This is a genomic window from Globicatella sulfidifaciens DSM 15739 (assembly GCF_900167405.1).
GTDB lineage: Bacteria > Bacillota > Bacilli > Lactobacillales > Aerococcaceae > Globicatella > Globicatella sulfidifaciens.
Genome location: NZ_FUWO01000004.1, coordinates 1 through 25132, shown reverse-complemented (window position 1 = coordinate 25132; position 25132 = coordinate 1). Strand labels below are relative to the sequence as shown.

General features: G+C 34.9%; 23 protein-coding genes, 4 tRNA genes and 1 riboswitch. Of the genes, 3 read left to right on the top strand and 24 right to left on the bottom strand.

Annotation, left to right across the window (positions count from 1 at the left end; translation table 11 throughout):
* Positions 1-9: 9 nt before the first annotated feature.
* The gene (gene rsmG / locus B5D12_RS02985; protein ID WP_078755428.1) at positions 10-729 is read right to left on the bottom strand and encodes a 16S rRNA (guanine(527)-N(7))-methyltransferase RsmG; all 720 of its coding nucleotides are present in this window, start codon (positions 727-729) and stop codon (positions 10-12) included.
* A gap of 299 nt (positions 730-1028) precedes the next feature.
* Positions 1029-1781 carry an NADPH-dependent oxidoreductase gene (locus tag B5D12_RS02980; protein ID WP_078755427.1) on the bottom strand — a complete coding sequence of 251 codons (753 nt, stop codon included), beginning with the start codon at positions 1779-1781 and terminating at the stop codon, positions 1029-1031.
* Between the two features lie 121 nt (positions 1782-1902).
* Positions 1903-1994: riboswitch (THF riboswitch) on the top strand.
* A gap of 34 nt (positions 1995-2028) precedes the next feature.
* Here B5D12_RS02980 and B5D12_RS02975 point away from each other — a divergent pair.
* The 3 genes from B5D12_RS02975 to mscL all read left to right on the top strand — a co-directional run bounded on the left by B5D12_RS02975 (position 2029) and on the right by mscL (position 4400).
* Positions 2029-2568 (top strand): folate family ECF transporter S component, encoded by a 540-nt coding sequence (locus B5D12_RS02975; protein ID WP_078755426.1) that lies wholly within the window; start codon positions 2029-2031, stop codon positions 2566-2568.
* A 258-nt stretch (positions 2569-2826) separates the two neighbouring features.
* The gene (locus tag B5D12_RS02970) at positions 2827-3936 is read left to right on the top strand and encodes an NAD(P)/FAD-dependent oxidoreductase (protein ID WP_078755425.1); all 1110 of its coding nucleotides are present in this window, start codon (positions 2827-2829) and stop codon (positions 3934-3936) included.
* A 95-nt stretch (positions 3937-4031) separates the two neighbouring features.
* Positions 4032-4400, top strand: a complete 369-nt coding sequence (gene mscL / locus B5D12_RS02965; protein WP_078755424.1) for a large conductance mechanosensitive channel protein MscL — start codon at positions 4032-4034, stop codon at positions 4398-4400.
* Between the two features lie 51 nt (positions 4401-4451).
* On the opposite strand, the gene ftsX is transcribed toward mscL, so the two are convergent.
* From ftsX to B5D12_RS02855, 22 genes are all read right to left on the bottom strand, one after another.
* Positions 4452-5342 carry a permease-like cell division protein FtsX gene (ftsX, locus tag B5D12_RS02960; RefSeq protein WP_234982903.1) on the bottom strand — a complete coding sequence of 297 codons (891 nt, stop codon included), beginning with the start codon at positions 5340-5342 and terminating at the stop codon, positions 4452-4454.
* Positions 5329-6015, bottom strand: a complete 687-nt coding sequence (gene ftsE / locus B5D12_RS02955) for a cell division ATP-binding protein FtsE (protein WP_078755423.1) — start codon at positions 6013-6015, stop codon at positions 5329-5331. Before ftsE ends, ftsX begins: the two co-directional genes overlap by 14 nt.
* A gap of 83 nt (positions 6016-6098) precedes the next feature.
* Positions 6099-7215, bottom strand: a protein-coding gene (gene prfB / locus B5D12_RS02950) for a peptide chain release factor 2 (protein ID WP_143412029.1) whose coding sequence is annotated in 2 segments (ribosomal slippage) — positions 6099-7142 and positions 7144-7215 — 1116 coding nt in all. Because the reading frame shifts where the segments join, the coding sequence is not laid out codon by codon here.
* Between the two features lie 217 nt (positions 7216-7432).
* A complete protein-coding gene (secA, locus tag B5D12_RS02945) occupies positions 7433-9868 on the bottom strand; it encodes a preprotein translocase subunit SecA (RefSeq protein ID WP_078755421.1) in 2436 nt (811 codons plus the stop codon).
* Between the two features lie 172 nt (positions 9869-10040).
* The gene (locus tag B5D12_RS02940) at positions 10041-10286 is read right to left on the bottom strand and encodes a hypothetical protein (RefSeq protein ID WP_078755420.1); all 246 of its coding nucleotides are present in this window, start codon (positions 10284-10286) and stop codon (positions 10041-10043) included.
* A 112-nt stretch (positions 10287-10398) separates the two neighbouring features.
* On the bottom strand, positions 10399-10953 hold the full coding sequence (gene hpf / locus B5D12_RS02935; RefSeq protein ID WP_066126250.1) for a ribosome hibernation-promoting factor, HPF/YfiA family: 555 nt from the start codon (positions 10951-10953) through the stop codon (positions 10399-10401).
* A 209-nt stretch (positions 10954-11162) separates the two neighbouring features.
* A complete protein-coding gene (locus B5D12_RS02930) occupies positions 11163-11882 on the bottom strand; it encodes a ComF family protein (RefSeq protein WP_078755419.1) in 720 nt (239 codons plus the stop codon).
* Complete coding sequence (locus B5D12_RS02925) at positions 11875-13227, bottom strand: ATP-dependent helicase ComFA (protein ID WP_159443842.1); 1353 nt, start codon at positions 13225-13227, stop codon at positions 11875-11877. The genes B5D12_RS02930 and B5D12_RS02925 overlap by 8 nt, the downstream gene beginning before the upstream one ends.
* A 95-nt stretch (positions 13228-13322) precedes the next feature.
* On the bottom strand, positions 13323-14360 hold the full coding sequence (locus B5D12_RS02920) for an LLM class flavin-dependent oxidoreductase (protein WP_234982902.1): 1038 nt from the start codon (positions 14358-14360) through the stop codon (positions 13323-13325).
* Positions 14361-14647: 287 nt separating this feature from the next.
* Positions 14648-15523: a DegV family protein gene (locus B5D12_RS02915; protein WP_078755416.1), complete on the bottom strand. Its 876-nt coding sequence runs from the start codon at positions 15521-15523 to the stop codon at positions 14648-14650.
* Between the two features lie 14 nt (positions 15524-15537).
* Positions 15538-16212 (bottom strand): YigZ family protein, encoded by a 675-nt coding sequence (locus B5D12_RS02910; RefSeq protein ID WP_143412028.1) that lies wholly within the window; start codon positions 16210-16212, stop codon positions 15538-15540.
* Positions 16199-17071, bottom strand: a complete 873-nt coding sequence (locus B5D12_RS02905; RefSeq protein WP_078755414.1) for a DegV family protein — start codon at positions 17069-17071, stop codon at positions 16199-16201. The genes B5D12_RS02910 and B5D12_RS02905 overlap by 14 nt, the downstream gene beginning before the upstream one ends.
* A gap of 14 nt (positions 17072-17085) precedes the next feature.
* The gene (locus tag B5D12_RS02900) at positions 17086-18123 is read right to left on the bottom strand and encodes an MraY family glycosyltransferase (protein WP_078755413.1); all 1038 of its coding nucleotides are present in this window, start codon (positions 18121-18123) and stop codon (positions 17086-17088) included.
* Positions 18124-18149: 26 nt separating this feature from the next.
* The gene (gene nadE / locus B5D12_RS02895; RefSeq protein WP_078755412.1) at positions 18150-18980 is read right to left on the bottom strand and encodes an ammonia-dependent NAD(+) synthetase; all 831 of its coding nucleotides are present in this window, start codon (positions 18978-18980) and stop codon (positions 18150-18152) included.
* Complete coding sequence (locus B5D12_RS02890; protein ID WP_200802988.1) at positions 18980-20467, bottom strand: nicotinate phosphoribosyltransferase; 1488 nt, start codon at positions 20465-20467, stop codon at positions 18980-18982. Before B5D12_RS02890 ends, nadE begins: the two co-directional genes overlap by 1 nt.
* 681 nt (positions 20468-21148) lie before the next feature.
* Entirely contained in the window at positions 21149-22132 is a 984-nt protein-coding gene (locus B5D12_RS02885) for a ribose-phosphate diphosphokinase (RefSeq protein WP_078755411.1), read from the bottom strand.
* Between the two features lie 40 nt (positions 22133-22172).
* Positions 22173-23543: a bifunctional UDP-N-acetylglucosamine diphosphorylase/glucosamine-1-phosphate N-acetyltransferase GlmU gene (glmU, locus tag B5D12_RS02880; RefSeq protein WP_078755410.1), complete on the bottom strand. Its 1371-nt coding sequence runs from the start codon at positions 23541-23543 to the stop codon at positions 22173-22175.
* A 76-nt stretch (positions 23544-23619) separates the two neighbouring features.
* Positions 23620-24459 (bottom strand): pur operon repressor, encoded by an 840-nt coding sequence (gene purR, locus B5D12_RS02875; RefSeq protein ID WP_234982901.1) that lies wholly within the window; start codon positions 24457-24459, stop codon positions 23620-23622.
* A 306-nt stretch (positions 24460-24765) separates the two neighbouring features.
* Positions 24766-24849 (bottom strand) — tRNA-Leu (locus tag B5D12_RS02870).
* Positions 24850-24858: 9 nt separating this feature from the next.
* Positions 24859-24929: transfer RNA gene (locus tag B5D12_RS02865), tRNA-Cys, on the bottom strand.
* A gap of 39 nt (positions 24930-24968) precedes the next feature.
* A tRNA-Gln gene (locus B5D12_RS02860) sits at positions 24969-25040 on the bottom strand.
* A 12-nt stretch (positions 25041-25052) separates the two neighbouring features.
* Positions 25053-25125, bottom strand: a tRNA-His gene (locus B5D12_RS02855).
* Between the last annotated feature and the right edge of the window lie 7 nt (positions 25126-25132).

Sequence of the window (25132 nt, the reverse complement as noted above, 5' to 3'; positions counted from 1 at the left end):
TTTCCTCCTTTATTTAATTGGTTGTTTCAATGGTTTTCCTGGTTTTCTTGGATATTTCTTCGGCGTCTCCAAGGTTTTTCTTATTTTAATAAAGGTTCTTTCACTCTCTTCAAAAGGCAAAAGATCCTCTACAACTGTTTCTAATTTAGCACCTAAAACAGCAATGGCTTTTTGAGCTTCTTGTAATTCAGTATCCGATTTGGCCGCTTTTAATGCAATAAAATAGCCACCTTTTTTTACTAATGGTAAACAAAATTCTGATAGAACATTCAATGAAGCGACTGCTCTAGCTGTTGCGATATCAAATTGTCCTCTAAATTCAGGATTTTGTCCAAAATCTTCGGCTCTGCCATGTAAAGCTTTAACGTTTTCCAAACCGAGTTTTTCTGTTAGGATTTTCAAAAAATTAATTCGTTTATTCAAAGAATCAATAATCGTAATGTCGAGCTCAGGTTTAATAATTTTCAATGGTATACTTGGAAATCCAGCGCCTGCTCCGACATCTACTAGCTTAATTTGATAATCTGCTAATGGCATTTCCCAAAGTACCATAATACTATCAAAAAAATGTTTGAGGTAGACCTCTTCTTTTTCGGTAATCGCTGTTAAATTAATTTTTTCATTCCACTCAACTAATAATTGATAATATGTTTCAAATTGGTCAATTTGAGTAGGTGTTAATTCAATCCCTTTGTCCTTTAGCATCGCGATAAATAATTCTTGGTTCATCAAAATAACCCCTCTCTTTTCGTGAAACATTTTATGTTCCACACCATTATAACTTTAACTGAAATCAAGATGAATATCAACCTCTTTATTTTATCTATATTCATTTTAAATGTAACTATTTCTTTATTTAAAAGCTAGCTTAACTTTATATTCAAATATCGAAGATTTAAACTACAAAAATAAAGAGTCAACCATCAGTGTTCTTATCCACATAGGAGTGCGATTTAATGATTTAAATAAAAAAATAGAGAGTCAGCAATCTTCAAAATCCTTACTAACTCTCTCATTTTGTAATTTTTCTACTCAAGGTTCAATTGATATCCTTGTCTTTGAACAACACGTAATAATTCCGTTCTCAATTTTGGTGCGGATTGATATTTGGCTACCACTTGATTGGTAAAACTATCTACCCTGCGATTTTTATCACGAGTATCGTAATATTCTTGCATCTTTTGATCATAAGCCGCTAAATCAACTACTATATCATCTCGTTGTGGATACTCATTTTCACCTAATTTTAGCTTAAGATTCATTCTAGGTTTTAATTGTGGTTCATCATCTGGATAACCAAAACCAAGTCCTAATATAGGAAAAGTTAATTCTGGTAAATTAAATAAATTAACAACTGCTTGCGCATCGTTTAAAATACTTCCAAAATAAACAGCCCCCATTCCCAATGCTTCAATAGCATTGGTAGCATTTTGGGCTGCTAAATAACTATCGGCTGCTCCTTGAAAGAAAAAGTCCATTGAACGATAGCTTTCTCCTTGATATCCTTTGGCTTTGGCAATAGTAGCATTACGATAGTTATCAATTACAAAAATAAATAATTCTGGTACTTTTGTAATATAGGCTTGTTTAGTAATTTCAGCTAGCTTAGATCGCTTTTCTTGATCAGTTACTCGAATAATTGAAAAAGCTTGTAATGCATTACTACTAGCGGTTTGATTGATCACTTCTAAAATAGTATTCAATTGTTCTGGCGCTACTTGCTTATCTTTAAAAAAACGAATTGTCCGATGATTTAATTGCTTTTTAATCATTTCATTCATATTCTTCACCTCATAAAATGAGTGTAAACTCTCGCATGTTGAACTGTCAACTACAAGCGCTCCGCTATACTTATAATGTTTTTAATGGTATATTACTTGTATCAGTCATCAAAAATACTATAACAGAGTAGAGAAATTGCGTTAAGTGCTATCAGATGGAATGTTGCTGTTAGACGAAGAGTATACTCGCGGTAATTTCTCGCATTCGCTGCTTAATTGTAGCTCTCTGTCTCAAAGGAGAGTTTTTATGGAAAAAATATTTAACAATAAGCGACATCAATTGTCTGCTTTTCAAATTTCACTCTTAGGAATTATTTTAGGCCTAAGAATCGCATTAGGATTTTTACCGTCAGTGAGAATTGAACCTTTTGTTCAAATTGGCTTTGGTTTCATTGGTGCTGGTTTATCAGGTATTCTATTTGGTCCATGGTACGCCCTTATTATTGGGATTTTCAACGATATTATTGGTGCACTCTTGACCGGCCAAAACTTCTTTTTTGGTTACACACTTAGTGCAGCCGTAGGAGGTTTTATTTATGGTTATGGTTTTTGGCGTCAAAAGATCACTTTAAAACGAGTCTTTTTAGTAGTGCTTGTGATTACTTTATTCGTAAATTTAGGTCTCGGTTCTTTATGGGTTCGGATGATGACTGGAAAAGCTTGGGAAGTATTCATGGGAATGCGTATTATAAAAAATGCTATTTCTTTATTTTTAAATACTGCCATCCTTTATTCCCTATTTAACCATCCGATTATTAAAAAATATATTCAACAATATCAATTTTGACAATCTATCCGGTGACTGATAATTAACATTCAAAAAATGGGACGAGAGTAGACAATAGGTAGAAAATTAGCTGATTTTCGCTTCGTCTGCCTCCCCCGCATATTAAGTGGTCTCAAACTGCGTCTTAATGACTCGTTTGAGACCTTTTATCTTTTATGCTATCAAGTAAAGAACTGAAAACAAACAAAATTTTTAAGTTTTTGACCAGCCTTTATGATAAAATATACCTAACTATTAATAAAGGAAGAAGGCAAAATAATGAAACAAATTGCCATTGTTGGTGGTGGTATTGTTGGATCTACCGCTGCATATTATTTAACGAGGGCTGGTTACCATGTCACACTCTTCGATGAAGGGACAGGTCAAGCTACCAAAGCGGCTGCCGGCATTATCTGTCCATGGTTTAGTCAAAGACGCAATAAACCTTGGTATCATCTTGTGTCAAAAGGTGCTGAATTTTATCGTCAGCTTATAGCGGATTTATCCAGTGATTCATTTAATGTGGCTAACATTTTTGAAGAACAAGGAACGTTACTCATTCGCAAATCAGAAAAAGCCTTGAATCGTGACCAAAAAGCTGCGAAAGAAAAAAGAAAAGACTCCCCAGCTATTCAAGAAGTTAAGACTGTCTGGAATGACAATCTAAAAGATTACTGTCTCCTATTGGAAACAGATTTAAATGCTACGTTTGTGACAGGTGGCGCCCGTGTAGATGGACTTGGTTTAATCAACACCTTACATGCCGCTATTCAAAAATTAGGTGGGACGATCTACTATGAAACAGCTAAATTAAGATCACCCGATACACTCTACTCTCCTTCTTTAGGACAAAAACAATTTCAAGCAATCTTATTAGCAGCAGGAGCTTGGTTACCCAATTTATTAAATCCTTTAGGCTATTCAGTCGATATTCGACCTCAAAAAGGACAGCTCTATACGATTCATAATGATCAATGGCAAAATAATCAATGGCCTGTTATAATGCCCCCAGGAAAAATAGATATTATCCCTAATAAAAAAGGAGAAATTGTGCTCGGTGCTACTCACGAGGATGATCAAGGTTTTGACCTATCCGTTGATGATTCAAAATTAAAAGAATTAACGGCTGAAGCGAAATTATGGATACCTACTATTGATCAATATCAGATTAAATCCACACGTGTTGGAACACGTGCTTATACGTCTGATTATTCCGTTTTAGTGGGACAAGTACCCGAAACCCATACTTTATGGGCCATTTCTGGACTCGGATCATCTGGTCTCACTAGTGGTCCTTATTTAGGATATCAATGGAGTCAATTGATAATGAATGGACAATGGGATATTAATCCCAATGACTACCCTATTGAAAAATATATTACAAAATAAATTTATAATCTTTTTTTATAGTGATTGACATCCTTTTGAAATTATTTCAAATTTATGGTATACTTGACACACATTGAAATTAGGAGGGAAAAATAATGTGGAAAGAGTTTAAAGAGTTTATTGCTAATGATAATATTTTACAATTAGCAACTGCTGTTATTATGGGTACTGCTTTTACTGCAATTATTACTAGTTTAGTTGAAGATATTTTTATGCCAATCATTGTAGCCATCACGGGTCAAGCAGACGTTTCAGGTATTGCTTTAAAAATTGGTAACACTACTTTAGGTGTTGGTAACTTTATTCAAGCTATTATTAATTTTGTTTTAATCGCTGCTTTCTTATTCATGGTTATTAAAGGTTTAGAAAAAGTTCAAAGACCTAAACCTGTTGAAGAAGGTCCGGCTGCACCAACTGAAACTGAATTATTACAAGACATTTTAACCGAATTACGTAAAAAATAATTCTATAAAAAAACGTTGTGAACCATTTTCTGCTTCACAACGTTTTTTATCTTATATTCTTAAAAATTGGCGCATTGAACGACGGGCTCCAAAAATACCTAAAATTATTCCTATAATCAATATGCCGATTCCAATATATAGTAGTAATGGCATCGTTGGTAAAAATTGGATATTTACCATTCCGAAAATTTGTCCTGGTACGCGACGAACAGCTTCGTAAATAGCATAGAGTATACCAAAGGCAATGCCTGCGCCCAAAATACCGATAAAAGCTCCTTCGTAAGCAAAAGGTGCACGAATAAAGCTATTTTTCGCTCCTACTAAACGCATAATCTCAATTTCTGTCTGTCTCGCGAAGATTGTAAGACGAATCGTATTACTAATTAACAAGACCGCTACTACAATTAAAATAGCCGCAATCACAGCGAGAATATAACGTAAGACATCAATCTGCTTAAATAAATTATCTGCTGTTAAGGCACCGTAAGTCGCTTCTGAAACATACTTTAAGTCATTAATTTGATTAGCAACTTGGCTAATGTTGTCAACATCATCTACGTCTACAACGTATACATTTAATAAAGGATTTGCATCGCCTTCATGGAGAGCAAATTCTTCCCCTACATTTTCGATTAAGGCTTCTAGTTCTTCATCTTTAGTCCGATACGTAATCGTCTTAACATGCTGTATCGCTTGAATTTCTTCTTTTAACAATTTTTCATCTTGCTCATTGGCGGCAGCATCAATCATAACGCGAATTTGAATACTGGATTCAATATCTGAAGTAATCTTTTCAATATTGGTTAATAGTAAGACGAGTCCTCCTATCATAAACAAGGTTAAAGCCATTGTAAAAACGGAAGCGGTTGTCATCCAACCATTTCTAAATAAATTCCGGATACCATCACGAACATGACGGAAGAAATTTCTAATGATGATCATCGTATTCCCCCTTATAATCATCGCGAACCAAGTATCCTCGGTTCAATTCTAATACACGATGACGGTAGTCATTAACGAATGTTTCGTTATGTGTTCCCATGATAACAGTGGTGCCTAAATTATTGATATCTTCCAATAATTTCAAAATTCCTAGAGCGGTCTCTGGATCTAAATTACCAGTCGGTTCATCGGCAATTAGAATAGCGGGCTTGTTAACGACTGCCCTAGCAATCGCCACTCTTTGTTGCTCACCACCAGATAATTCTTCTGGTAGCTGATTGACTTTCGTTCTTAAACCTACTTGCTCTAACACTTCATTAACTCGATGCTTAATATCTTTACTTTTCTTACCAGTGACTTCCATTGCATAAGCAACATTTTCATAAACAGTTAGTTTGGGTAATAATTTAAAATCCTGAAAAACAACGCCTACATAACGTCTTAAAAAAGGGACCTCTTTGTCCTTCATTTTAGGCATTTGATATTTACCTACTTGAACGCGTCCTTTCGTAGGAACTTCTTCGCGATAAAGTAATTTCATAAAAGTTGATTTTCCTGAACCACTCGGTCCAACTAAATAAACAAATTCGCCTTGCTCAATACGTAAGGTGATATTGTCTAATGCTTTAATACCATTAGGATATTGTTTCGTTACATTCATTAGTTCTATCATCATTTTCTCCTTTTCAGGTATTTTCTCACCTAGTTTAACATAAAAATATTATTATCTTTTGTCAAACGAGTATCAAATCATTGTCATTCTTCTCGATGATCTTGAATACGCCATTTTAAATAGGCATCAATAAACTCATTTAAATCGCCATCCATGACTGCTTGAGTATTGCCTGTCTCATAATTGGTACGGTGATCTTTGACCATTGAATATGGATGAAAGACATATGATCTAATTTGTGAACCCCAAGCAATTTTACTTTGTTCTCCTTTTAATTCCGCAATTTCTTGGGCCTTTTTTTCTTCCTCCAATTGATAGAGTTTTGCTTTTAATAATTTCATCGCCAAATCACGGTTTTGGAATTGTGAGCGTTGAGATTGACTTTGTGTCACAATGCCAGTTGGAATATGCGTGATTCGGATTGCTGAACTGGTTTTATTAATATGTTGACCCCCAGCTCCCGATGCTCGATAAGTATCAATCCGTAAATCATCTTGATTGATTTCTAATTCAATCGTATCATCAATCATCGGTGTGACTTCAACTGAACAAAACGAGGTGTGTCGACGACTGTTCGAATCAAATGGCGAAATCCTTACTAAACGATGGACACCTTTTTCTGATTTCAAATATCCATAAGCATTATGACCTTCAATTTCCAGGGTCACACTTTTAATCCCGGCCTCTTCACCATCTTGATAGTCTACCATACTGACATTAAAACCATTTTGGTCTGCCCAACGTTGATACATTCTTAATAACATACTACCCCAATCTTGTGATTCGGTCCCACCCGCACCGGGATGAATCTCTAAAATAGCATTAGAGGCATCATGTGGTTCTGATAATAATAATTTCAATTGATAATTCGTTAAACTTTTTTTCAATTGACCTACTTGCTCAATTGCTTCTTCCATTAAATCATGATCATCAGATTCTTCAAATAGTTCGACTGCCATTGAAATCTCTTCAAACTGTCCTTCTAATCCTTTAAAAGTTTGATAAGTAGATTTTGCTTCATTCAATAAACTAATTGTCTTTTGAGCTTGTTCATTATCATCCCAAAAATTGGTGTCCGTCATTTGATGCTCATAATCTGCAATATCGGCTTCTAATGCATCAAAGTCAAAGAGACCCCCTAAAACTATTAATCTGTTTTTCGGCTTCTGTCATAAATTGTTTTATCTCATATAATTCCATCGGTAATTAATATTCCTTTCTTTAAAAAAGAGAGTGGACCAGAAGTTGAAAATCTGTGATTTTCGCTTCTATAGCCCACCCCTCACAGTTGACTCGTTTATAAAACCAGTCCAACCGAACTTTGTTTTAAGTCAGTCAACCACTGCACTTTTAAATTTTTAAGAAGGTCGTGAAAAACATAATCTTAGTATTCTCCATCTATCTTCAAATAATAATATTATTTAATCGCATCTTTTGGTGCTGAACTAGGTGCTGGACGAGCTGCAGGATTATTTACTTGTTCACGTTCCACATTTTGTCTAATTTGAGCCTTCATGACAAAACGTGTGATATCCGCTTCAATTGCAGCAATCATCTCTTGGAATCGTTCATAACCTTCAGTTTGATATTCCGTTAATGGGTTTGTTTGTGCATAAGCACGTAATCCGACACCTTGTCTTAAATGATCCATCATATCGATATGATCTGTCCATTTCGCATCTACCACTTTAAGTGTAATTACTTTTTCAAACTCATTGACTTGTTCCGGTGTTGCTAAGGTTTGAATCTTTTCATCATACGCTTTAGATGCTTTATCGTATAAATAATCAACCAATTGTTTTGGTGATTTACCTTGTAAGTCCGCTAATGAAATTTCGTCTGGATGGAATAATGAATTGTGGGCGAATTCTAATAAGCCTTCTAAATTCCATGTTTTCTTTTCACCTTCAGTAGCATAATCTACTTGGGCTTGAATCGTACGTTTAATCATTGCTTTAATATAAGGTGTTAAGCTACCTTCTTCTTGAATAACTTGTAAACGTTGACCGTAAATAACTTCACGTTGTTCACGCATGACTTCATCATATTCTAGAACGTTTTTACGGGTATCATAGTTATTACCTTCAACGCGTTTTTGAGCTGATTCAACTTGACGTGATAACATCTTACTTTGAATTGCTACATCCTCTTCTTCATCTTCAGTCATATTTAATTTTTGCCAAACAGCTTGAACACGATCTGAACCAAAGCGACGCATTAAGTCATCTTCTAAAGATAAATAAAATTGAGAAGCACCTGGATCTCCTTGACGTCCTGCACGCCCACGTAATTGATTATCAATACGACGTGATTCATGGCGTTCTGTTCCGATGACACATAAACCGCCTATTTCTGTAACACCACTACCTAATTTAATGTCAGTACCACGACCAGCCATGTTCGTTGCAATCGTGACAGCACCACGTTGCCCTGCTTGCATCACGATTTCCGCTTCTTTAAAGTGATTTTTAGCATTCAACACTTCATGTGGGATGCCTTCTTGTGTTAGTAAGCGCGATAAGTATTCACTGGTTTCCACCGCAACTGTCCCCACCAAAATCGGTTGTCCTTTTTCATGGCGTTCCTTGATGTCTTTAACGACTGCGCGGAATTTGGTTTTTAAGTTTGGATATAATAAATCGGCTGCATCATCACGAATAACTGGACGATTGGTCGGTATTGAAACAACATTCATATTATATATCTCGCGGAACTCTTCTTCTTCTGTTTTCGCAGTCCCAGTCATTCCAGATAATTTTTCATACATACGGAAATAATTTTGGAAGGTAATGGTCGCCATTGTTTTAGATTCATTTTCAATTTCGACGCCTTCTTTTGCTTCAATCGCTTGATGCAAGCCATCAGAATAACGACGTCCTTCCATAATACGTCCTGTAAATGGATCGACGATTTTCACTTTACCTTCATCAACTACATAATCAATATCATGAATCATGATGTAGTTGGCACGTAACGCTTGATCAATATGGTGAACTAGAGCCGTATTGTTAACATCATAAAGATTTGGTAAACGGAAGACGCGTTCCGCTTTATCAACCCCAGTATCAGTTAAAGCAATCGTTTTAGAAGTTAAATCAATAGTATAATCTTCTTCTTCTTTTAATCCTTTTGCAAAATAATCAGCACGTGAATAAAGGGCTGTTGAACGACCTGCTTGACCTGAAATAATTAAAGGTGTACGAGCCTCATCAATTAAAATAGAGTCTACCTCATCCACTACCGCAAAATGTAAAGGACGTTGAACCATTTGATGTTTATAAACAACCATGTTGTCACGTAAATAGTCAAAGCCTAATTCATTATTAGTCGAATAAGTTACATCACAATTGTAAGCAGCGCGTTTTTCCGCCGCTGACATACTGTTCAAGTTTAAACCAACTGTTAAGCCTAGGAAACGGAAGACTTCCCCCATCTCCTTTGAGTCACGTGTTGCTAAATAATCGTTAACCGTTACAACGTGAACCCCTTTTCCAGTTAAAGCATTTAAATAAACAGGCATTGTTTCGGTTAATGTTTTACCTTCACCGGTTTTCATTTCGGCAATATCGCCATTATGGATAACAAGTCCACCTTGAATTTGTACCTTATAAGGGAATAACCCTAAAACACGTCTTGCTGCTTCACGGGTCACCGCAAATGCTTCAACGGTAATATCATCAAGGGTCTCACCTTTAGATAAACGTTCTTTAAAGATATTAGTTTGACCACGTAACTCTTCATCGGTCATATCCTTGTAACGTTGTTCTAATTCCATTACTTTATCAGCAATTTTTGCTGTTCTTTTCAATTCTGCTTTGTCATTTTCAAACATATTTTTCAGAATATTCGCCATTAATTCATAGCTCCTTTGTCAATCAATCTTTATCTTTTATAATCTCAATTAAAATTATATATTCACTCTCTCATTATATCATTAAAGCCTTATAAATAGAAACATTTTTTCTATTTTAAACATATCTTAGCGCATCATTTAGCTTTTGGCATTTTTTATGCTTTAAAACAGATTAAATAAAAAAACTAACGATGCCAGCAATCAAATAACCGACTAAAATGATAGGAAAGTAATCTACTGGTTTACCCATAGAGTGGGTTTTACCTATATTCATCACATCATGATGATTTTGACCAAATAAAATTATAAATGATAAAATGAGACCGATAAAATAAGCCATTGGTACGTTAAGAACCAGAATTAGCCCTATTATCATAGCGAAGATAAATGTCACAATTTTCTTTTGACTTTGATGCATAAAATCCTCCTAATCTTCATTATCATTTTAAATTATAACATAAGAAAAGGATGGAAAACGAATGAACTCCTATGAATTCTTTCGTTTTCCCATCCTTAATTAGTTAATTTACTTACATTGAAGCTGTTTCAATTAAACCATAACGTCCATCTTTACGACGGTAAACAATGTTAATTTCATCTGTTTCAGCATCAGTGAAGATAAAAAAGTCATGTCCAAGCATATTCATTTGTAATACTGCTTCTTCACTGTCCATTGGTTTTAAATTCACACGTTTTGAACGCACAATCTCTAATTCAGTTTCTGATTCTGGTTTTACATCTTCTGCAACAAATTGTGTTGCTAATCCATCAAATCCACGTTCTCTAGATTTGCGATGAATTTTTGTTTTATATTTGCGTACTTGTCTTTCTAATTTATCCACAACTAAATCAATACTTGCATATAAATCTGGAGTGGTTTCTTCTGCACGCAATACTAAAAATGATAGTGGAATCGTTACTTCAGCCTTTGCAGTTTTATCAGGATAAACTTTTAAATTAACATACGCTGTTGCTTCAGGTACATCATCAAAGAAACGTTCTAATTTTGAAACTTTCTTTTCTGCATAATCTCGTATTGCTTTAGTAACCTCAATATTTTCTCCACGAACATTATACGTAAACATATAAATCCCTCATTTCATATAAAGTTACAATGAGTAAATCCATCATTTTGATTCCGCTAAAAATAGAAGCATTCTTCTCAATGATTTCTTTTACTATTGTTAAAAAGCATTGGCTAGCTTTTAACATATTATACCACATTTTTATTTTTTTTGGAAACGTAATCAAATATTTTATTGTATAGTTTCAAATATTTTCATAATATTATTGCTTATATTAAACTGTCACGTGCCAGAGTAAGACTTAAACATCGTTCAATTGAATGTTGAAATAACAATTCTTTCGCTCTAATTAAGGTGGTTCCCGTTGTATAGACATCATCCATGATTAAAATATTTTTTGTCTCTAACTTTTCTTTGTTGATTATAAAGGGTTGTACTAAATTCAATCGTTCTGTTTTATTTTTCTTAGCCTGACTTTGCCCTAGCTGATTTATATTATAATCGAATAATTCTTGATAAGGAATACCGGCTTTTTCAAACAATACCTGGATTTGATTAAAACCTCTTTTTTTATAATTTTGTGGTGAACTAGGCAAATAAGTCCATGTATAATTTGAGTATTGATAATAGTATTCTTTCATAATTGGTACCATGACTTGTGCTTGTCTTATGTCTCCTAAATATTTATAATCACGAATCCAATCTTTAAAAAAATCGTTATATTCAAAAATAGAACGATGATTTAAATAGTGTTCATCATATAACTTTAACCATTGTTGGCAATCGAAACAAATTGTTTCATCAGCTTTTATTAGCGGATGTTGACAGTAGCGACAGACTTCTTTAGTAGCACATTTTTTAAATTTTGACTGACAGCTTTCACAGCATGATGGCCAATCAATGGTAGTAAAACTCCAAATTTGTTGCCAACTTAATTGTGAGCGTAACGGTTCTTGGCATCTTAAACAATGAGTTATTTCATCAATCATTAAGCAGTCCCATCTTTCTAGCAAGACGATTCATTTTTCTAATATTATGTCGTGCTTTAATCATCGATAAACTAATACCATAATGCGCATACCATAGTGCTCCGGTAGGATAATTCGGTTTTCGGCCTACTCGACCACTCATTTGAATAATCGCTGAGCTACTATATGCTCGGTCCTCACTGCCAATGATCATTACCTGGCAATTTGTAAAAGTCACGCCTCTTTCTAAAATCGTGGTACTGATTAAAGTTGATAATTCTCCTTGTCGTAACTGGTGAACTTTTTCTTTGCGAAAATTATCTTTCGCATGAACAACAGCCATTTTGTTAGCGAGTGCTTCTGCTTGTAGCCATTCATATAAAGCTTCAGCTAAAAGAATATCTGGCATAAAGATCAATTTTACACCCTTTAATATTAAAAATTGTTTTATTTTAACCATTAAGGGTCCTGATGTTTTTTTGGACTTTATTTGTTGACGCCAATCCCCAATCCAAATAAATTTCGGTTCTGGAAGTGGATAGCGATGATAACGCGCTGGTAAAATCGTTCTTTCAGCCTTTTTTTGTCTAATTAACTTCTCAATATAACTATCTGGTGTTGCTGTTAAATAAATTAATTTCCCTTGCTTTTTCAAAGCATTTTTGACCGCAAAATGTAAGCTATCATCTCCTGCTAAGGGAAAGGCATCCACTTCATCAACAATAATTAAATCAAAAGCATGATAAAATTTCCATAATTGATGAGTGGTCGCGATGACAATTCGAGTATAATGATAGGCTTCTGTCATGGTCCCATGAAGTGTGATAACTTTTACGCTCCTAAAAGCTTCTTGTAGACGTGGTGCCAATTCTAAGCATACATCAATTCTAGGTGAAGCCATCGCTACTCTGCCACCTTGCTGTAATACTTTCTCGATAACTTTAAAAATCATTTCTGTTTTTCCCGCGCCTGTAACAGCTTGAATAATATGGATTTTTTGATACTGATGAAGCTTATTACACATAGCTGTTGATGCTCGATGTTGTTCATCAGAAAGTTGCCCGTGCCAAGTAAGGAGTGAACTATCGTCAACTTGATGTTGATAGGCTGGAAAACGGTACAAAAATTCTGCTGAACTTATTCTTCCTAATTGTAAACAATTTATACAATAAACGCTCTCTTTATTAAGTTGTTTAAACTCTGTTTGATTCCCACAGCGCTGGCATTGCCAATGATTGCTCTTTAACTTTATTATAGCTGGGATTTTTTCAAAAAGAGTCACTTGGTGTTCCAACTCTGATGCCAACAATTGAGATTTTTCTAAATCAGACACACTTAATTGTCTCCCGGCTAACGCTAATTCCATTTTTTTCACCTTCTTTATAAGTAAATACGTGAAAAAAATAAAAACTCTTGAATCAATGAATGATTTCTTCATTTCATCGAGACAAGAGTTTTATCTTATTTAGTTGTATATTTTTTTACTTCAGGAAGTACTTTTTCGCCCAATAAGGTAATCGTCCGTTTAACTTCTTCAAATGGCATGCCACCAAAATCAATTTGTCCAATATAGCGAGTCATTCCCAATTCTTCATACTGTTTAATTAATTTTTCTACTACCAATTCCGGGCTTCCGACATTAATGACTGAATCAAGATTTTTAGCTTTTTCAAATTGATTTCTCTCAATTCCTTGTTCATTCACCGTAATGGAACCTTCATTGACAAATGGATAGTAATCATCAATTGCTTGTGATGTGTCTGGTCGCACAAATAAGTAGCTTGCAACAGCTAATGGGTACTGACTTGGTTCAAAGCCTTCATGATTTAGCGACTGACGATATTGGTCAATTAATAATTGATAATGTTTTAAATCCCCACTAAAGTGCGACACATAAATTGGATCCCCCGCCTGACCAGCCTGTTTAGCTGACTCTAAGCTGCCGCCAACAGCACGCCAAATCGGTAATCCTTGTTTCTGAAGAGCACGGGGTAACACAGGGACATTATTTAAAGGTGCACGATGTTCACCAGTCCAGTTAACAATCTCACGTTGATTGATTAATTTTAAAAGTTCAAATTTCTCATTAAATAAGGCTTCGTAATCAGCTAATTCAAATCCTAATGTCTCATAAAGACCCGTCCGAGCAGACCTGCCACATACCAATTCCATTCGACCATCCGACAATAAATCAATGGTTGATGCGGCTTCGTATACCCGTACCGGATCAGCTACGCCTATAATGGTGGCACCTGAAGCTAAGCGAATCGTTTTCGTACTTTGAGCAATCGCACTTAAAATAATTAAATGAGCTTGGCTAATAAAATTACGTTGATGAGATTCTCCTACTTGAAAAATATCAAAACCAGCTTGTTCGGCTAATTGTGCCATTTCAATGATATTTTTAATCCGTTCTTGTGGCGTAATCAATTGTTTGGTATGAGGGTTTACAACATGTTCTCCTAAAGTATATAAACCTAATTCTAATCCTGTGGACACACAATCCCTCCTAAGTATCTAATCCATTTAAAATGATGCTTTTATTTACCTTTTCATCATACCTTAAAGTGGTAAAAAATTCTACCGCTAGCTAAAATATAAAGATAAAAAATAAAAAAGGAATGAGAGTGAAGTAATAAAACTAACTTACCTTCAACTAACCCACTCCCGAACTAAACAGCTCTATGCAATTCTTATAAGTTCAACATGAAGATCATGAGTCGTTTACTATGACGAGGATAGAAAGAGCATTAGAAATTATGATGTTAATTCAGCGCTGTTATATATTATAAATAATTATCAATATGTGGAATAATGGCAATACCTTTGGTTCCTCGTCCCGTATGAGTTCCTACGACAGGTCCCAAAGCGGAAACCGAAGACGTAATTTCTGGATGCTCAGCAACAATTTGCATCTCTACCTTTTTAATTTCATCATAAACATCGGCATGAGCAAAAGCAATACTAATCCCTTTAGGATATTTTTCGAGTGCTTCTTGAACTAATTCAGACCACCGCTTAAATACACGTTTATTGGTTCTAATTTTTTCAAACAAAACAATCTTACCATCTTGATCAAAATAAAGTAATGGTCGTATTTGTAATACTCCACCTAAGAGGGCACTTGTAGCACTTAATCGGCCCCCTTTTACTAAGTTGGTTAAATCTTCAACCATTAAATAAATACGACTTTCATTACCCAACCAATTTAATTTATTCGCAATGAGTGAAGAGTCTTCTCCTTGATCAATCATTTTTAAAGCCGCTCTTACTAGACCTTCCATCGTCACAGAAGCTCCCTTGGAATCAATACAATAGGCTTGTATTTTATCTTGATACTCACTGGTAACCATTACCGCGGTTTGATAAGTACCACTAATCCCAGCTGATAAATGAATACAAAAAACGGTTTGATAACCCTCAGCTACTAATTGATCAAGCAATTCATAATATTTACCTACTTGTGGTTGCGATGTGGTAGGTAGTTGATTTTCTTTACTTAAACGATCATAAAATGATTTTAATTGTGCTGGCGCACAGGTATCATTGATGACAGTGCCATCACTAAAATTAACTGTTAAATCAATTGTATAAACATTTGTTAGTGAATTTAATTCGTCAGACAGATAGCCTACACTATCGACAATTAATGCAGTTTTCATTGATTACCTCCTCTTCATAATTTATTTTTTATTGGAATATAGACCGTGTCTTCACCAACATTTTTCCAAGTCAGTTGTCCATTAAATAATGAAATTAACTCTTCTTCTACTGTTTTAACACTTTCGATATTAACAGCTAATTGATAGTTGACTTGGTCGGTATATATTGTATCAAGAATAGTAATAGGATGCTCGGTTTTATTGAGAAAATAATTAAAAGTATCTACTGAAGGGTATCCAATAATTAAAGAAATCCGCATTTGACTTATATTAGCGACGATTTCTGCCTCTTTTAAAGCTTCACTTACTGAATTACCATAAGCCCGAATTAATCCGCCAGTTCCTAATTTGATACCTCCAAAATAGCGAACCACCACAGCCAATATATTAGTTAGCTGATGATGCTTTAACACCTCTAACATGGGTACCCCCGCCGTGCCACTAGGTTCACCATCATCACTCATTCTTTGAATGGAAAAATCTTCCCCTATGACAAAGGCTGAACAGTGGTGATTCGCTTTATGATGTTCTTTACGAATAATTTTCAAATTTTCTTCTACTTCGCCCTCAGACTCAACTGGGACCAAGTAAGTTATAAAGCGTGATTTTTTTATTTCCATTTCAAAAACAAACTCTTTTAAAATAGTACGAAAATTCTCGGACAATTGATCCCTCCTAATTAATTGCATCAGGAATTATCGCCATTCCTTTGACACCGTTTCCGCCGTGTACGCCTACTACCGGTGTCAAATAACCTATGCCAAAGGATTTTATTTGAGGAAATTTCTTTTTCATCTTTTCTTGAACAGCTGCGACCGCTTCATAAGCGTCTCCATGAGCAAATCTTAAATGGATGCCATTAGGAAACTTTTGCAATGCATTTTCAACAATTTCTTCCCAACGCTTATAAACTTTCTTTTCGGTTCTAATTTTTTCAATCACTTGAACTGCTCCCGTATCAGTAAATTCTAATAACGGTTTTATTTGCAGCAAGGATCCTAAAAAAGCATTCGCAGATGATAAGCGCCCTGATTTGACTAGGTTATTCAAATCTTCAATCACCATATAAATATGAGATTCTTCTGCTAACCAATTTAATTTTTCATTAATCTCTTCAAAAGTAAGTCCCATATTTTGCATCTCTAACGCCTGTTCTAACATATTTTCAATTACAACAGAAGTCCCTTTTGAATCAATCGCTGTGACCTTTAAACGATCTGAATATTCGTTTAAAACCATTTGCGATGTTTGAAAAGTGCCGCTTAACTGACTAGACAAATTAATAACAATAACTGCTTGGTAATTATTTGCTATTAATTGATCCATTAATTGATAATATTCACCAAGTGACGGTTGAGCAGTAGTGGGTAATTGCTTTTCTTCCTTTAAACGTTGATAAAAAGCTTTTACTTTTGAATTTTCTGTTGAATCCTCATAGACATCGCCATTCGAAAAATTAATCGTTAAATTTAAAACATTGACATCTGGATGTTGTTTTAATTCATCTTTTAAGCCAGCGGTACTGTCTACGATATAAGCTATTTTCATTCTATCATCCTTTCCTATTTATTTTGTTTAGACAATTTATTCATTGTTACCATTAAAATAATTAAAATGATTCCGGTTACGATTAACCAAATTACTCGATAATTAGGCCATATATGTGAAAAGATTGCAATTAAAGAAAAGATTATCGTGATACAAATCATTGATAAAACCACTTGTCTCTTTGAAAAACCAAATCTTAACAATCGATGATGTAAATGCTCGCGATCAGCTTGACCAATCGGTTTATTCGTTAAAAATCGTCTCATCATCGCATAACTTGCATCAAACAATGGAACCATATAGATTAAAACAGGTACTATTAATGAAAATAAACTAGCATTTTTCAAATTTGAAACCGATAAAGCAGCATACATGAAGCCAATAAATAAAGCCCCAGTATCCCCTAAATAGATTCTTGCCGGTACCCAATTAAAGGGTAAAAAGCCTAAAATAGCACCTGTTAATAAGATTAACATTGTCAGGAAAGCCATTCTAATGGATAAACTAAAAAAGTAAGTTGTAATAATTAAGGTAATTAAACTCACAATGGATACTGAGCAAGCTAAACCATCAACGCCATCAATCAGATTTACCGCATTAGTCACCGCATAAATCCAAATAATCGTAGCGGAATAGGATAATATTTCAAAAAATAATGGGCTAGCTTCAGGTAATAATGCTGAAGAAAATTCAATGCCAGCTTTAAAATACAATAGATTAGCAGCTAATAGAATCCCAATTGTTTTTTGTATCGGATTTAATTCAATTGTATCATCAATAATCCCCACGATTAGGATGACAATCGAGGCAATGAACAACCAAAATTGATTACTTGACGACAATAATTGGGGAATTGTGAAAATAGACCCGATCCAAAAACTTAAAAAGATGGCAATCCCACCATAACTGGCAACTTTTTTTTGACTCTCTTGAATTTGATGTGGGTCCTTATCGAGCCACTTTTTTCTTTTAGCAATATGTAATAGTACAGCTGTTAGTACAAAAGATAAAAGAGTTACTTGTAAGAAGGCCGTTCCTATTTGGCTTAGCATCTCACTGTCTCCTTTCTACCAACTTATTAATTTTTCCAAAAATCATCGAAAATGGTAATAGGTAAATGACGTTTATGTTGCGATTTAAGGTACCATTTTTCGATTGTTGCTGCGTCTTGTTCTGGTACTTCTTTACCAGTTAAATAATCATCAATGGCTTGATATGTTACCCCTAAAGCAACTTCATCAGCAATCATCGGTTTATTTTCTTCTAAATCCGCTGTGGGAACTTTTAAATATAATCGTTCTGGTGACTGAAGTTCTTTCATTAATTCACGTCCTTGGCCTTTAGTTAAGCGCCATAATGGTGTGATATCAGCTGCGCCATCGCCAAATTTGGTATAAAAGCCGGTTACGGCCTCCGCGGCATGATCGGTACCAATCACTGCCCCAGCCATTTGCCCGGCAATCGCATACTGGACAATCATTCTTTGACGAGCCTTAATATTTCCTTTATTGTAATCACTAATCTCTAACGGATTCATTTCCAATGCTTTAACCATCGCATCGGTGCTCTCTTTAATATTAATGGTCATGATTTGATCAGGTTGAATAAATTCAAGCGCCGCTATAGCATCCGCTTCATCATTTTGAATCCCATAAGGTAGACGAACTGCTATAAATTGATAACTTTCATCACCGGTTTCTGCTCTGATTTCTTCCATTGCTAATTGAGCTAAACGACCGGCTAGACTTGAATCTTGTCCACCACTAATTCCTAAAACATAAGTTTTTAAAAATGGGTGTGCCATTAAATAGTCTTTTAAGAAATCAATGGTTCGTCTCACTTCTTGCTTTGGGTCGATCGTAGGAGCAACATGCAAAGCTCTAATAATTTCCTGTTGTAAAGGACGCATTATTGATCACCTTTTTCCATTTTTTTAACTTGACTGTCGATTTTCGAACGAATATCTTTAATGCTAGCCATTTTTTCATCATATAATTTTTGAGATAAATCGACTGGATATTGTTCAGGGTTTAAAATCCGTTTGTATTCATCCCATAATGCATGGATTGATTTATTAGCATAGTCTTTCACTTCAGATAATGAAGGAACTTCATATACTAACTCACCCTCCTTAAACACCTCAACTAATAATGGCTTAGCAGTAAAGTCTTTAACTGTCTTATTGATATAAGTGTGTACCGGATGGAACATAAAAAGTTCATCTAATAAATCGGGACGTTCATCAATTAAAGCAACATAATCGCCTTCGGATTTACCATCACGATTACGCGTAATACGCCAAACTTGTTTCACACCTGGAGTCGACATTTTTTCAGCATTACTTGAAATTTTCATTGTTGGTACCATTTCACCATTTTCATCTTCAATGCTGACTAATTTATATACCGCTCCTAATGAAGGTTGATCAAAAGCAGTAATAATTTTAGTCCCAACACCCCAATCATCAATTTTTGCCCCTTGCATTCTTAAGTTAAGAATCGTTTTTTCATCTAAATCGTTCGACGCAATAATGTGAGCATCTGGGAAACCTGCCTCATCTAGTTGTTCACGAATCTTTTTGGATTGATAAGCCATGTCACCAGAGTCAATTCGAACTCCTAAGAAATTAATTTTATCCCCCATCTCACGGGCTACACGGATAGCAGTGGGCACACCTGAACGCAATGTATCATAAGTATCCACTAAAAATACGACATTTTTATGTGATTCGGCATATTTTTTAAACGCGGTATATTCATCACGATAGGCCTGTACTAAAGAATGAGCGTGAGTACCGGAAACAGGAATACCGAATAATTTTCCAGCACGAACATTACTAGTCGAATCAAAGCCTCCAATATAAGCAGCACGCGTGCCCCATATAGCTGCTTCCATTTCTTGAGCACGACGAGTTCCAAATTCTGATAATTTATCATTCTCACCAATCACACTACGCATACGAGAGGCTTTAGTGGCAATCAATGTTTGGAAATTTAAAATATTGAGTACCGCAGTTTCAACGATTTGACATTGACCTAAAGGCCCTTCAATTTGAATTAAAGGTTCGTTTGCAAAACATAGTTCTCCTTCAACCAAACTTCTCACGGTACAAGTAAATTTGAAATCACGTAAATAATCTAAAAATTCCTGTGGATACAAGTCTAAGCTTTCTAAATATTCAATATCGGTTTTTGAAAAACGCAAATTACTTAAATATTGAACAATTCGTTCTAATCCTGCAAAAACAGCATATCCATTTTCAAAAGGATTTTTTCTAAAATAGGCTTCAAATACTGCATGACGATCCGCTGTATTGTCATCCCAATACGTTTTTAACATATTTATTTGATATAGGTCAGTATGTAATGATAAACTATCATCCGTATAATTAAACATAATATACTCCTTCATTATTAACGTCAATTTAATCTTTATTTTGACTTTTACTTTTGTTCATTATACCACATATAATTAGTCAAGTTCCATGGAGAGCCTTAGTTTCTATAGAGAAAGCCTTGCTAAAAATTTTCAATTACACTTAATTTTTTATCTCGATTGGTTTGTATATTAAATTATTATTGAGTTATCATTAAATAACCCCCCCTTACTCCCGACGATTGATACTTCATCGTCTACCGCAAATATTAACTGCCAAATTAGCCAATGCTTTTGAGTTTCGAGTAGGAGAGTGTCAACTAGAAGTAGAAAATTAAATAATTTTCGCTTCGTCGGCCTACCCCCGCAAAGTTGAGTAGGTCTCAAACAAGTCGTTAAGACGCCATCTGAGGCCACTCAATCACTGCGCTTTTAATGAATAAGCACAAATTTGACTGAATTTTTCAAATTTATGTTCAATCTTGTTAAGACGCCATTTGAGATCACTCAACCACTGCGCTTTTAATTAATGAATAATAAACTTAACTAAATTTATCAAGTTTATGCCCAGTCTCAGATGCGTTAGAAGGAGCGAACTTAAACTGCCAAGTTAATGCCAATGTTGGACGCACTGAAAAAACCTTTCAAACTTCGTAAATTGGTTTGAAAGGTTTTAATAATGGATTAACTGTTTAACTCAAATTAATCCAAAATATTGAATTTTTCGCTAAATAATGGACTGACAGAACGATTTTCATGGATACGACGAATGGCTTCTCCCACTAACTGACTAACGGAAATAATTTCAATTTTATCAATTCTCTTTTCTTCCGGTAAGACAATTGAATCGGTAATAATCACTTTTTCAACTGGCGCTGCTTCTAATTTTTCTTTTGCATTGCCTGATAAAATAGCGTGAGTACAACAAATATAAACTTCTTTAGCACCTTTTTCTTTTAAGGCATTGGCGGCTAAAGTAATAGTTCCAGCTGTATCAATCATGTCATCAATAATAATACATTTTTTACCTTCAACATCCCCAACGATATTCATGATTTCCGCAACATTTGGACGTGGACGACGTTTATCAATGATCGCAATCGGAGATTTTAAAAATTCTGCTAATTTTCTAGCGCGAGTAACACCACCATGGTCAGGGGAAACGACTACACAATCATCCCCATGTAAATTATTTTCTAAGAAATAATTTGCTAATAAAGGTGCTCCCATTAAGTGGTCCACTGGAATATCAAAGAACCCTTGAATTTGAGCTGCATGCAAGTCTAATGCTAAAATACGAGAAGCTCCGGCCATCGTTAACATATTCGCTACTAACTTAGCTGTAATCGGCTCTCTTGATTGGGCTTTGCGGTCTTGTCTCGCATATCCATAATAAGGAATTACAATATTAATTGTTTTTGCACTTGCACGTCTTAAAGCATCAATCATAATCATTAATTCCATTAAATGATCACTTACTGGGAATGAAGTCGATTGGACGATATAAACATGATCCCCACGAACACTTTCTTCAATATTTACTTTAATTTCACCGTCAGAAAAATGAGAAATTGTTAATTGTCCTAATTCAATTCCTACTTCTTCTGCAATTTTTTCTGCTAAGGGTCTATTTGAACTTAATGAAAAAATCTTCAACTTTGGATCTTTATAATGTACTTTTGTCACGAAATGAACCTCCAATTAATTTTGATCTATTTTCTGACGCTTATTTTTTTTGTAATTTTTCCCAATAGCCTGGAATATTTTTTTGTTCAGATCTTGAAATGACTAATGATTCTGATTCAACATCTTTAATTACCGTTGTGCCGGCCGCAACAAATACTTTTTCGCCAATATTAACAGGTGAAACAATATTCGCATTACATCCAATAAAGGCATCTTTTCCAACATGTGAACGATGTTTATGTTTACCATCATAATTCACAAAAATAGTACCGCATCCCACATTAATATTTTCTTCTAAATCAGCATCCCCGATATAAGTTAGATGACCTGCTTTGGTTCCTTCACCAATCGTACTATTTTTTACTTCTACAAAGTTTCCAATATGGACATTTTTATCCAACTTACTATTTGGACGAAGATGAGCAAACGGTCCAATCGTCACGCCTTCTGCAACGACTGATTTTTCAATAACAGATTGGGTAATTTCAACATTATCTGCGATTTCACTATCTACTATTTCACTATTTGCACCAATTACACAGTCAGAACCAATGACAGTATTTCCTTTTAACATGACACCTGGCTCAATAATGGTATCGTTGCCGATTTTAACACTCGCTTCAATAAAAGTGGTGGCTGGATTCACAATTGTGACACCATTACGCATATGCTCTAAATTAATTCGTTTAGTCATTAATCCATTGGCTTGGGATAATGCTACACGATCATTAACTCCTAATGCTTCTGACATATCATCCATAATATAAGCGGAAATTTTACCGCCTTCAGCCTTAATCAATTCAATCACATCTGGTAAATAATATTCACCTTGAGCATTATCATTTTTGACATTTGCTAGAGCTTTAAATAAGGCTTTATTATCAAAAACGTAAGTACCTGTATTGATTTCTGTAATTTTTAATTCGGATTCTGAAGCGTCTTTTTGTTCGACAATTTTTTCAACATCTTCACTCGTAGAACGTACGACACGCCCATAGCCCGTTGGATCTTCAGCAATAGCAGTTAAAATAGTAGCACTTGCTTGATTTTCAGAATGATATTTAAATAGGTAATTTAAAGTGTCACTTGAAAGTAACGGCGTATCTCCACAAATAACCAATGTTTGTCCTTCTAAATCACCAATTAAATCTTTAGCTTGTAGGACCGCGTGACCCGTCCCTAATTGTTCTTCTTGCAATGCGTACTTAGATTGTTCACCTAAAACTTCTTTAACTGTTTCAGCACCATGGCCAACAATTGTAACAATTTCATCTACACCCGATGATTTCACTGAATTTACCACATGTTCCACCATCGATAAGCCACATACTGGATGCAATACTTTGTATAATTTTGACTTCATCCTGGTTCCTTTTCCGGCTGCTAGAATAACAGCTAAACGATTTTCCATCAAAACACTCCTCTGTGTATTTCTTACCACCTAATTATAGCATAACAAGAACAGAATATTGATAAAAAAACTGCATTTACTCAAAAAAAGTTCCAAGTTCTGATTGAAGTTCAAAACGTGATTCTTCTTTATTATAAACGATCTCGACCTTTAATAAAGAGTCATAATTCGGGATGGGTTCATGGTCTCGATACGTACTCTCGACAAACACGCAAATACCAACAGTTTTACAATCAAATTCTTCAATTAAATTCATTAAACCAATCATTGTGCCACCATTTCGTAGAAAGTCATCAATGATTAATACTTTACTTCCTGCTTTTAAACTCACTTTTGAAAGTTCCATTTTAGAAACTCTTTGGTGAGACCCTGACACATAGTTAACAGAAATAGTAGAACCATCCATCTCAGAAGAACTTCTACGAACAACTACATGTGGAACATTTAAATATTTAGCAACCGCAACACAAAGTCCAATTCCTTTAGTTTCAATCGTTACGACAGCATCAATCTCTTCTCTTTGATATTTAACAGCAATTAGTTTCGCAATATTATCTAATAACCTCGGATCTTGTAATAAATCCGCCAAATATACATAATTTCCGGGTAAAATTCTCTTTCCTTCGGTTAATCTTTGACGAATTTCATCCATTAATTCATTTGTCTTAACGTCTGAATAAGCCGGTCTAAAAATCATGCCGCCTTGAACACCCGCTATTGTTTCAATGACACCAATCTCTGTTTCTTCAAAAATCCCTCTAACAAAATCAATGTCTTCACTGATGGAAGATTTAGCAGAGTTAAAATAATCAGAAAAATATGATAAACCAATTAATTCATTTGGATGAGTCACAAAATATTGACTAATATATACAATCCTCTGATTGCGTTTCATTTTATTCGACATTGTTGCCATAAAAAAACCTCCAGTCTCTTAATAAATCTATTATAGCAAAAAAACAAATGATAGCTAGCAAATAAATGTTAATGTTCGTGAAAAATAATAAAATTAACCAAGTTTCAATAAGTAAAAAACTTGCTCAACCCTCAAAGTGCATAAAAATTACTAAAAATATTCATCTGTCATAGAGGCGAAATTCAAGCTCCACAACATTACTTGACATAGAGCAAATAAAAATAGACTAAAAATTCATAGGCATACAAAAAACCTTAGCGCTACCAAGCAACTAAGGTCTTCAAAACTAATGTCGTTATAAAAAGATGCCGATGGTCGGGGTCGAACCGACACGCCCGTGAAGGCACAGGATTTTGAGTCCAGCGCGTCTGCCAATTCCGCCACACCGGCCTAATTGTAAGGCGGTAACCGGATTTGAACCGGTGATCGAGGTTTTGCAGACCCATGCCTTACCACTTGGCTATACCGCCATATCTTTTATAGTTATGCTTCTATTTAAATTAAAAAAACTGGGGTAGCTGGATTCGAACCAACGAATGACGGAGTCAAAGTCCGTTGCCTTACCGCTTGGCTATACCCCAATAATATAAAGAGGCGACTGAAGGGAATCGAACCCTCGAATGTCGGTGCCACAAACCGATGCGTTAACCACTTCGCCACAATCGCCATTATC

What these genes read in the sequence shown, in the direction of transcription:
- B5D12_RS02940 (WP_078755420.1), bottom strand. Translation starts at nt 10,286, where the DNA reads ATGCATCAAAGTCAAAAGAAAATTGTGACATTTATCTTCGCTATGATA.
- purR (WP_234982901.1), bottom strand. Translation starts at nt 24,459, where the DNA reads ATGGCAACAATGTCGAATAAAATGAAACGCAATCAGAGGATTGTATAT.
- B5D12_RS02970 (WP_078755425.1), top strand. Translation starts at nt 2,827, where the DNA reads ATGAAACAAATTGCCATTGTTGGTGGTGGTATTGTTGGATCTACCGCT.
- B5D12_RS02980 (WP_078755427.1), bottom strand. Translation starts at nt 1,781, where the DNA reads ATGAATGAAATGATTAAAAAGCAATTAAATCATCGGACAATTCGTTTT.
- B5D12_RS02925 (WP_159443842.1), bottom strand. Translation starts at nt 13,227, where the DNA reads ATGGAATTAGCGTTAGCCGGGAGACAATTAAGTGTGTCTGATTTAGAA.
- hpf (WP_066126250.1), bottom strand. Translation starts at nt 10,953, where the DNA reads ATGTTTACGTATAATGTTCGTGGAGAAAATATTGAGGTTACTAAAGCA.
- ftsX (WP_234982903.1), bottom strand. Translation starts at nt 5,342, where the DNA reads ATGATCATCATTAGAAATTTCTTCCGTCATGTTCGTGATGGTATCCGG.
- secA (WP_078755421.1), bottom strand. Translation starts at nt 9,868, where the DNA reads ATGGCGAATATTCTGAAAAATATGTTTGAAAATGACAAAGCAGAATTG.
- B5D12_RS02910 (WP_143412028.1), bottom strand. Translation starts at nt 16,212, where the DNA reads ATGCAATTAATTAGGAGGGATCAATTGTCCGAGAATTTTCGTACTATT.
- mscL (WP_078755424.1), top strand. Translation starts at nt 4,032, where the DNA reads ATGTGGAAAGAGTTTAAAGAGTTTATTGCTAATGATAATATTTTACAA.
- glmU (WP_078755410.1), bottom strand. Translation starts at nt 23,543, where the DNA reads ATGGAAAATCGTTTAGCTGTTATTCTAGCAGCCGGAAAAGGAACCAGG.
- B5D12_RS02890 (WP_200802988.1), bottom strand. Translation starts at nt 20,467, where the DNA reads ATGTTTAATTATACGGATGATAGTTTATCATTACATACTGACCTATAT.
- B5D12_RS02900 (WP_078755413.1), bottom strand. Translation starts at nt 18,123, where the DNA reads ATGCTAAGCCAAATAGGAACGGCCTTCTTACAAGTAACTCTTTTATCT.
- rsmG (WP_078755428.1), bottom strand. Translation starts at nt 729, where the DNA reads ATGAACCAAGAATTATTTATCGCGATGCTAAAGGACAAAGGGATTGAA.
- B5D12_RS02975 (WP_078755426.1), top strand. Translation starts at nt 2,029, where the DNA reads ATGGAAAAAATATTTAACAATAAGCGACATCAATTGTCTGCTTTTCAA.
- B5D12_RS02930 (WP_078755419.1), bottom strand. Translation starts at nt 11,882, where the DNA reads ATGATTGATGAAATAACTCATTGTTTAAGATGCCAAGAACCGTTACGC.
- B5D12_RS02905 (WP_078755414.1), bottom strand. Translation starts at nt 17,071, where the DNA reads ATGAAAATAGCTTATATCGTAGACAGTACCGCTGGCTTAAAAGATGAA.
- ftsE (WP_078755423.1), bottom strand. Translation starts at nt 6,015, where the DNA reads ATGATAGAACTAATGAATGTAACGAAACAATATCCTAATGGTATTAAA.
- nadE (WP_078755412.1), bottom strand. Translation starts at nt 18,980, where the DNA reads ATGCGTCCTTTACAACAGGAAATTATTAGAGCTTTGCATGTTGCTCCT.
- B5D12_RS02915 (WP_078755416.1), bottom strand. Translation starts at nt 15,523, where the DNA reads ATGAAAACTGCATTAATTGTCGATAGTGTAGGCTATCTGTCTGACGAA.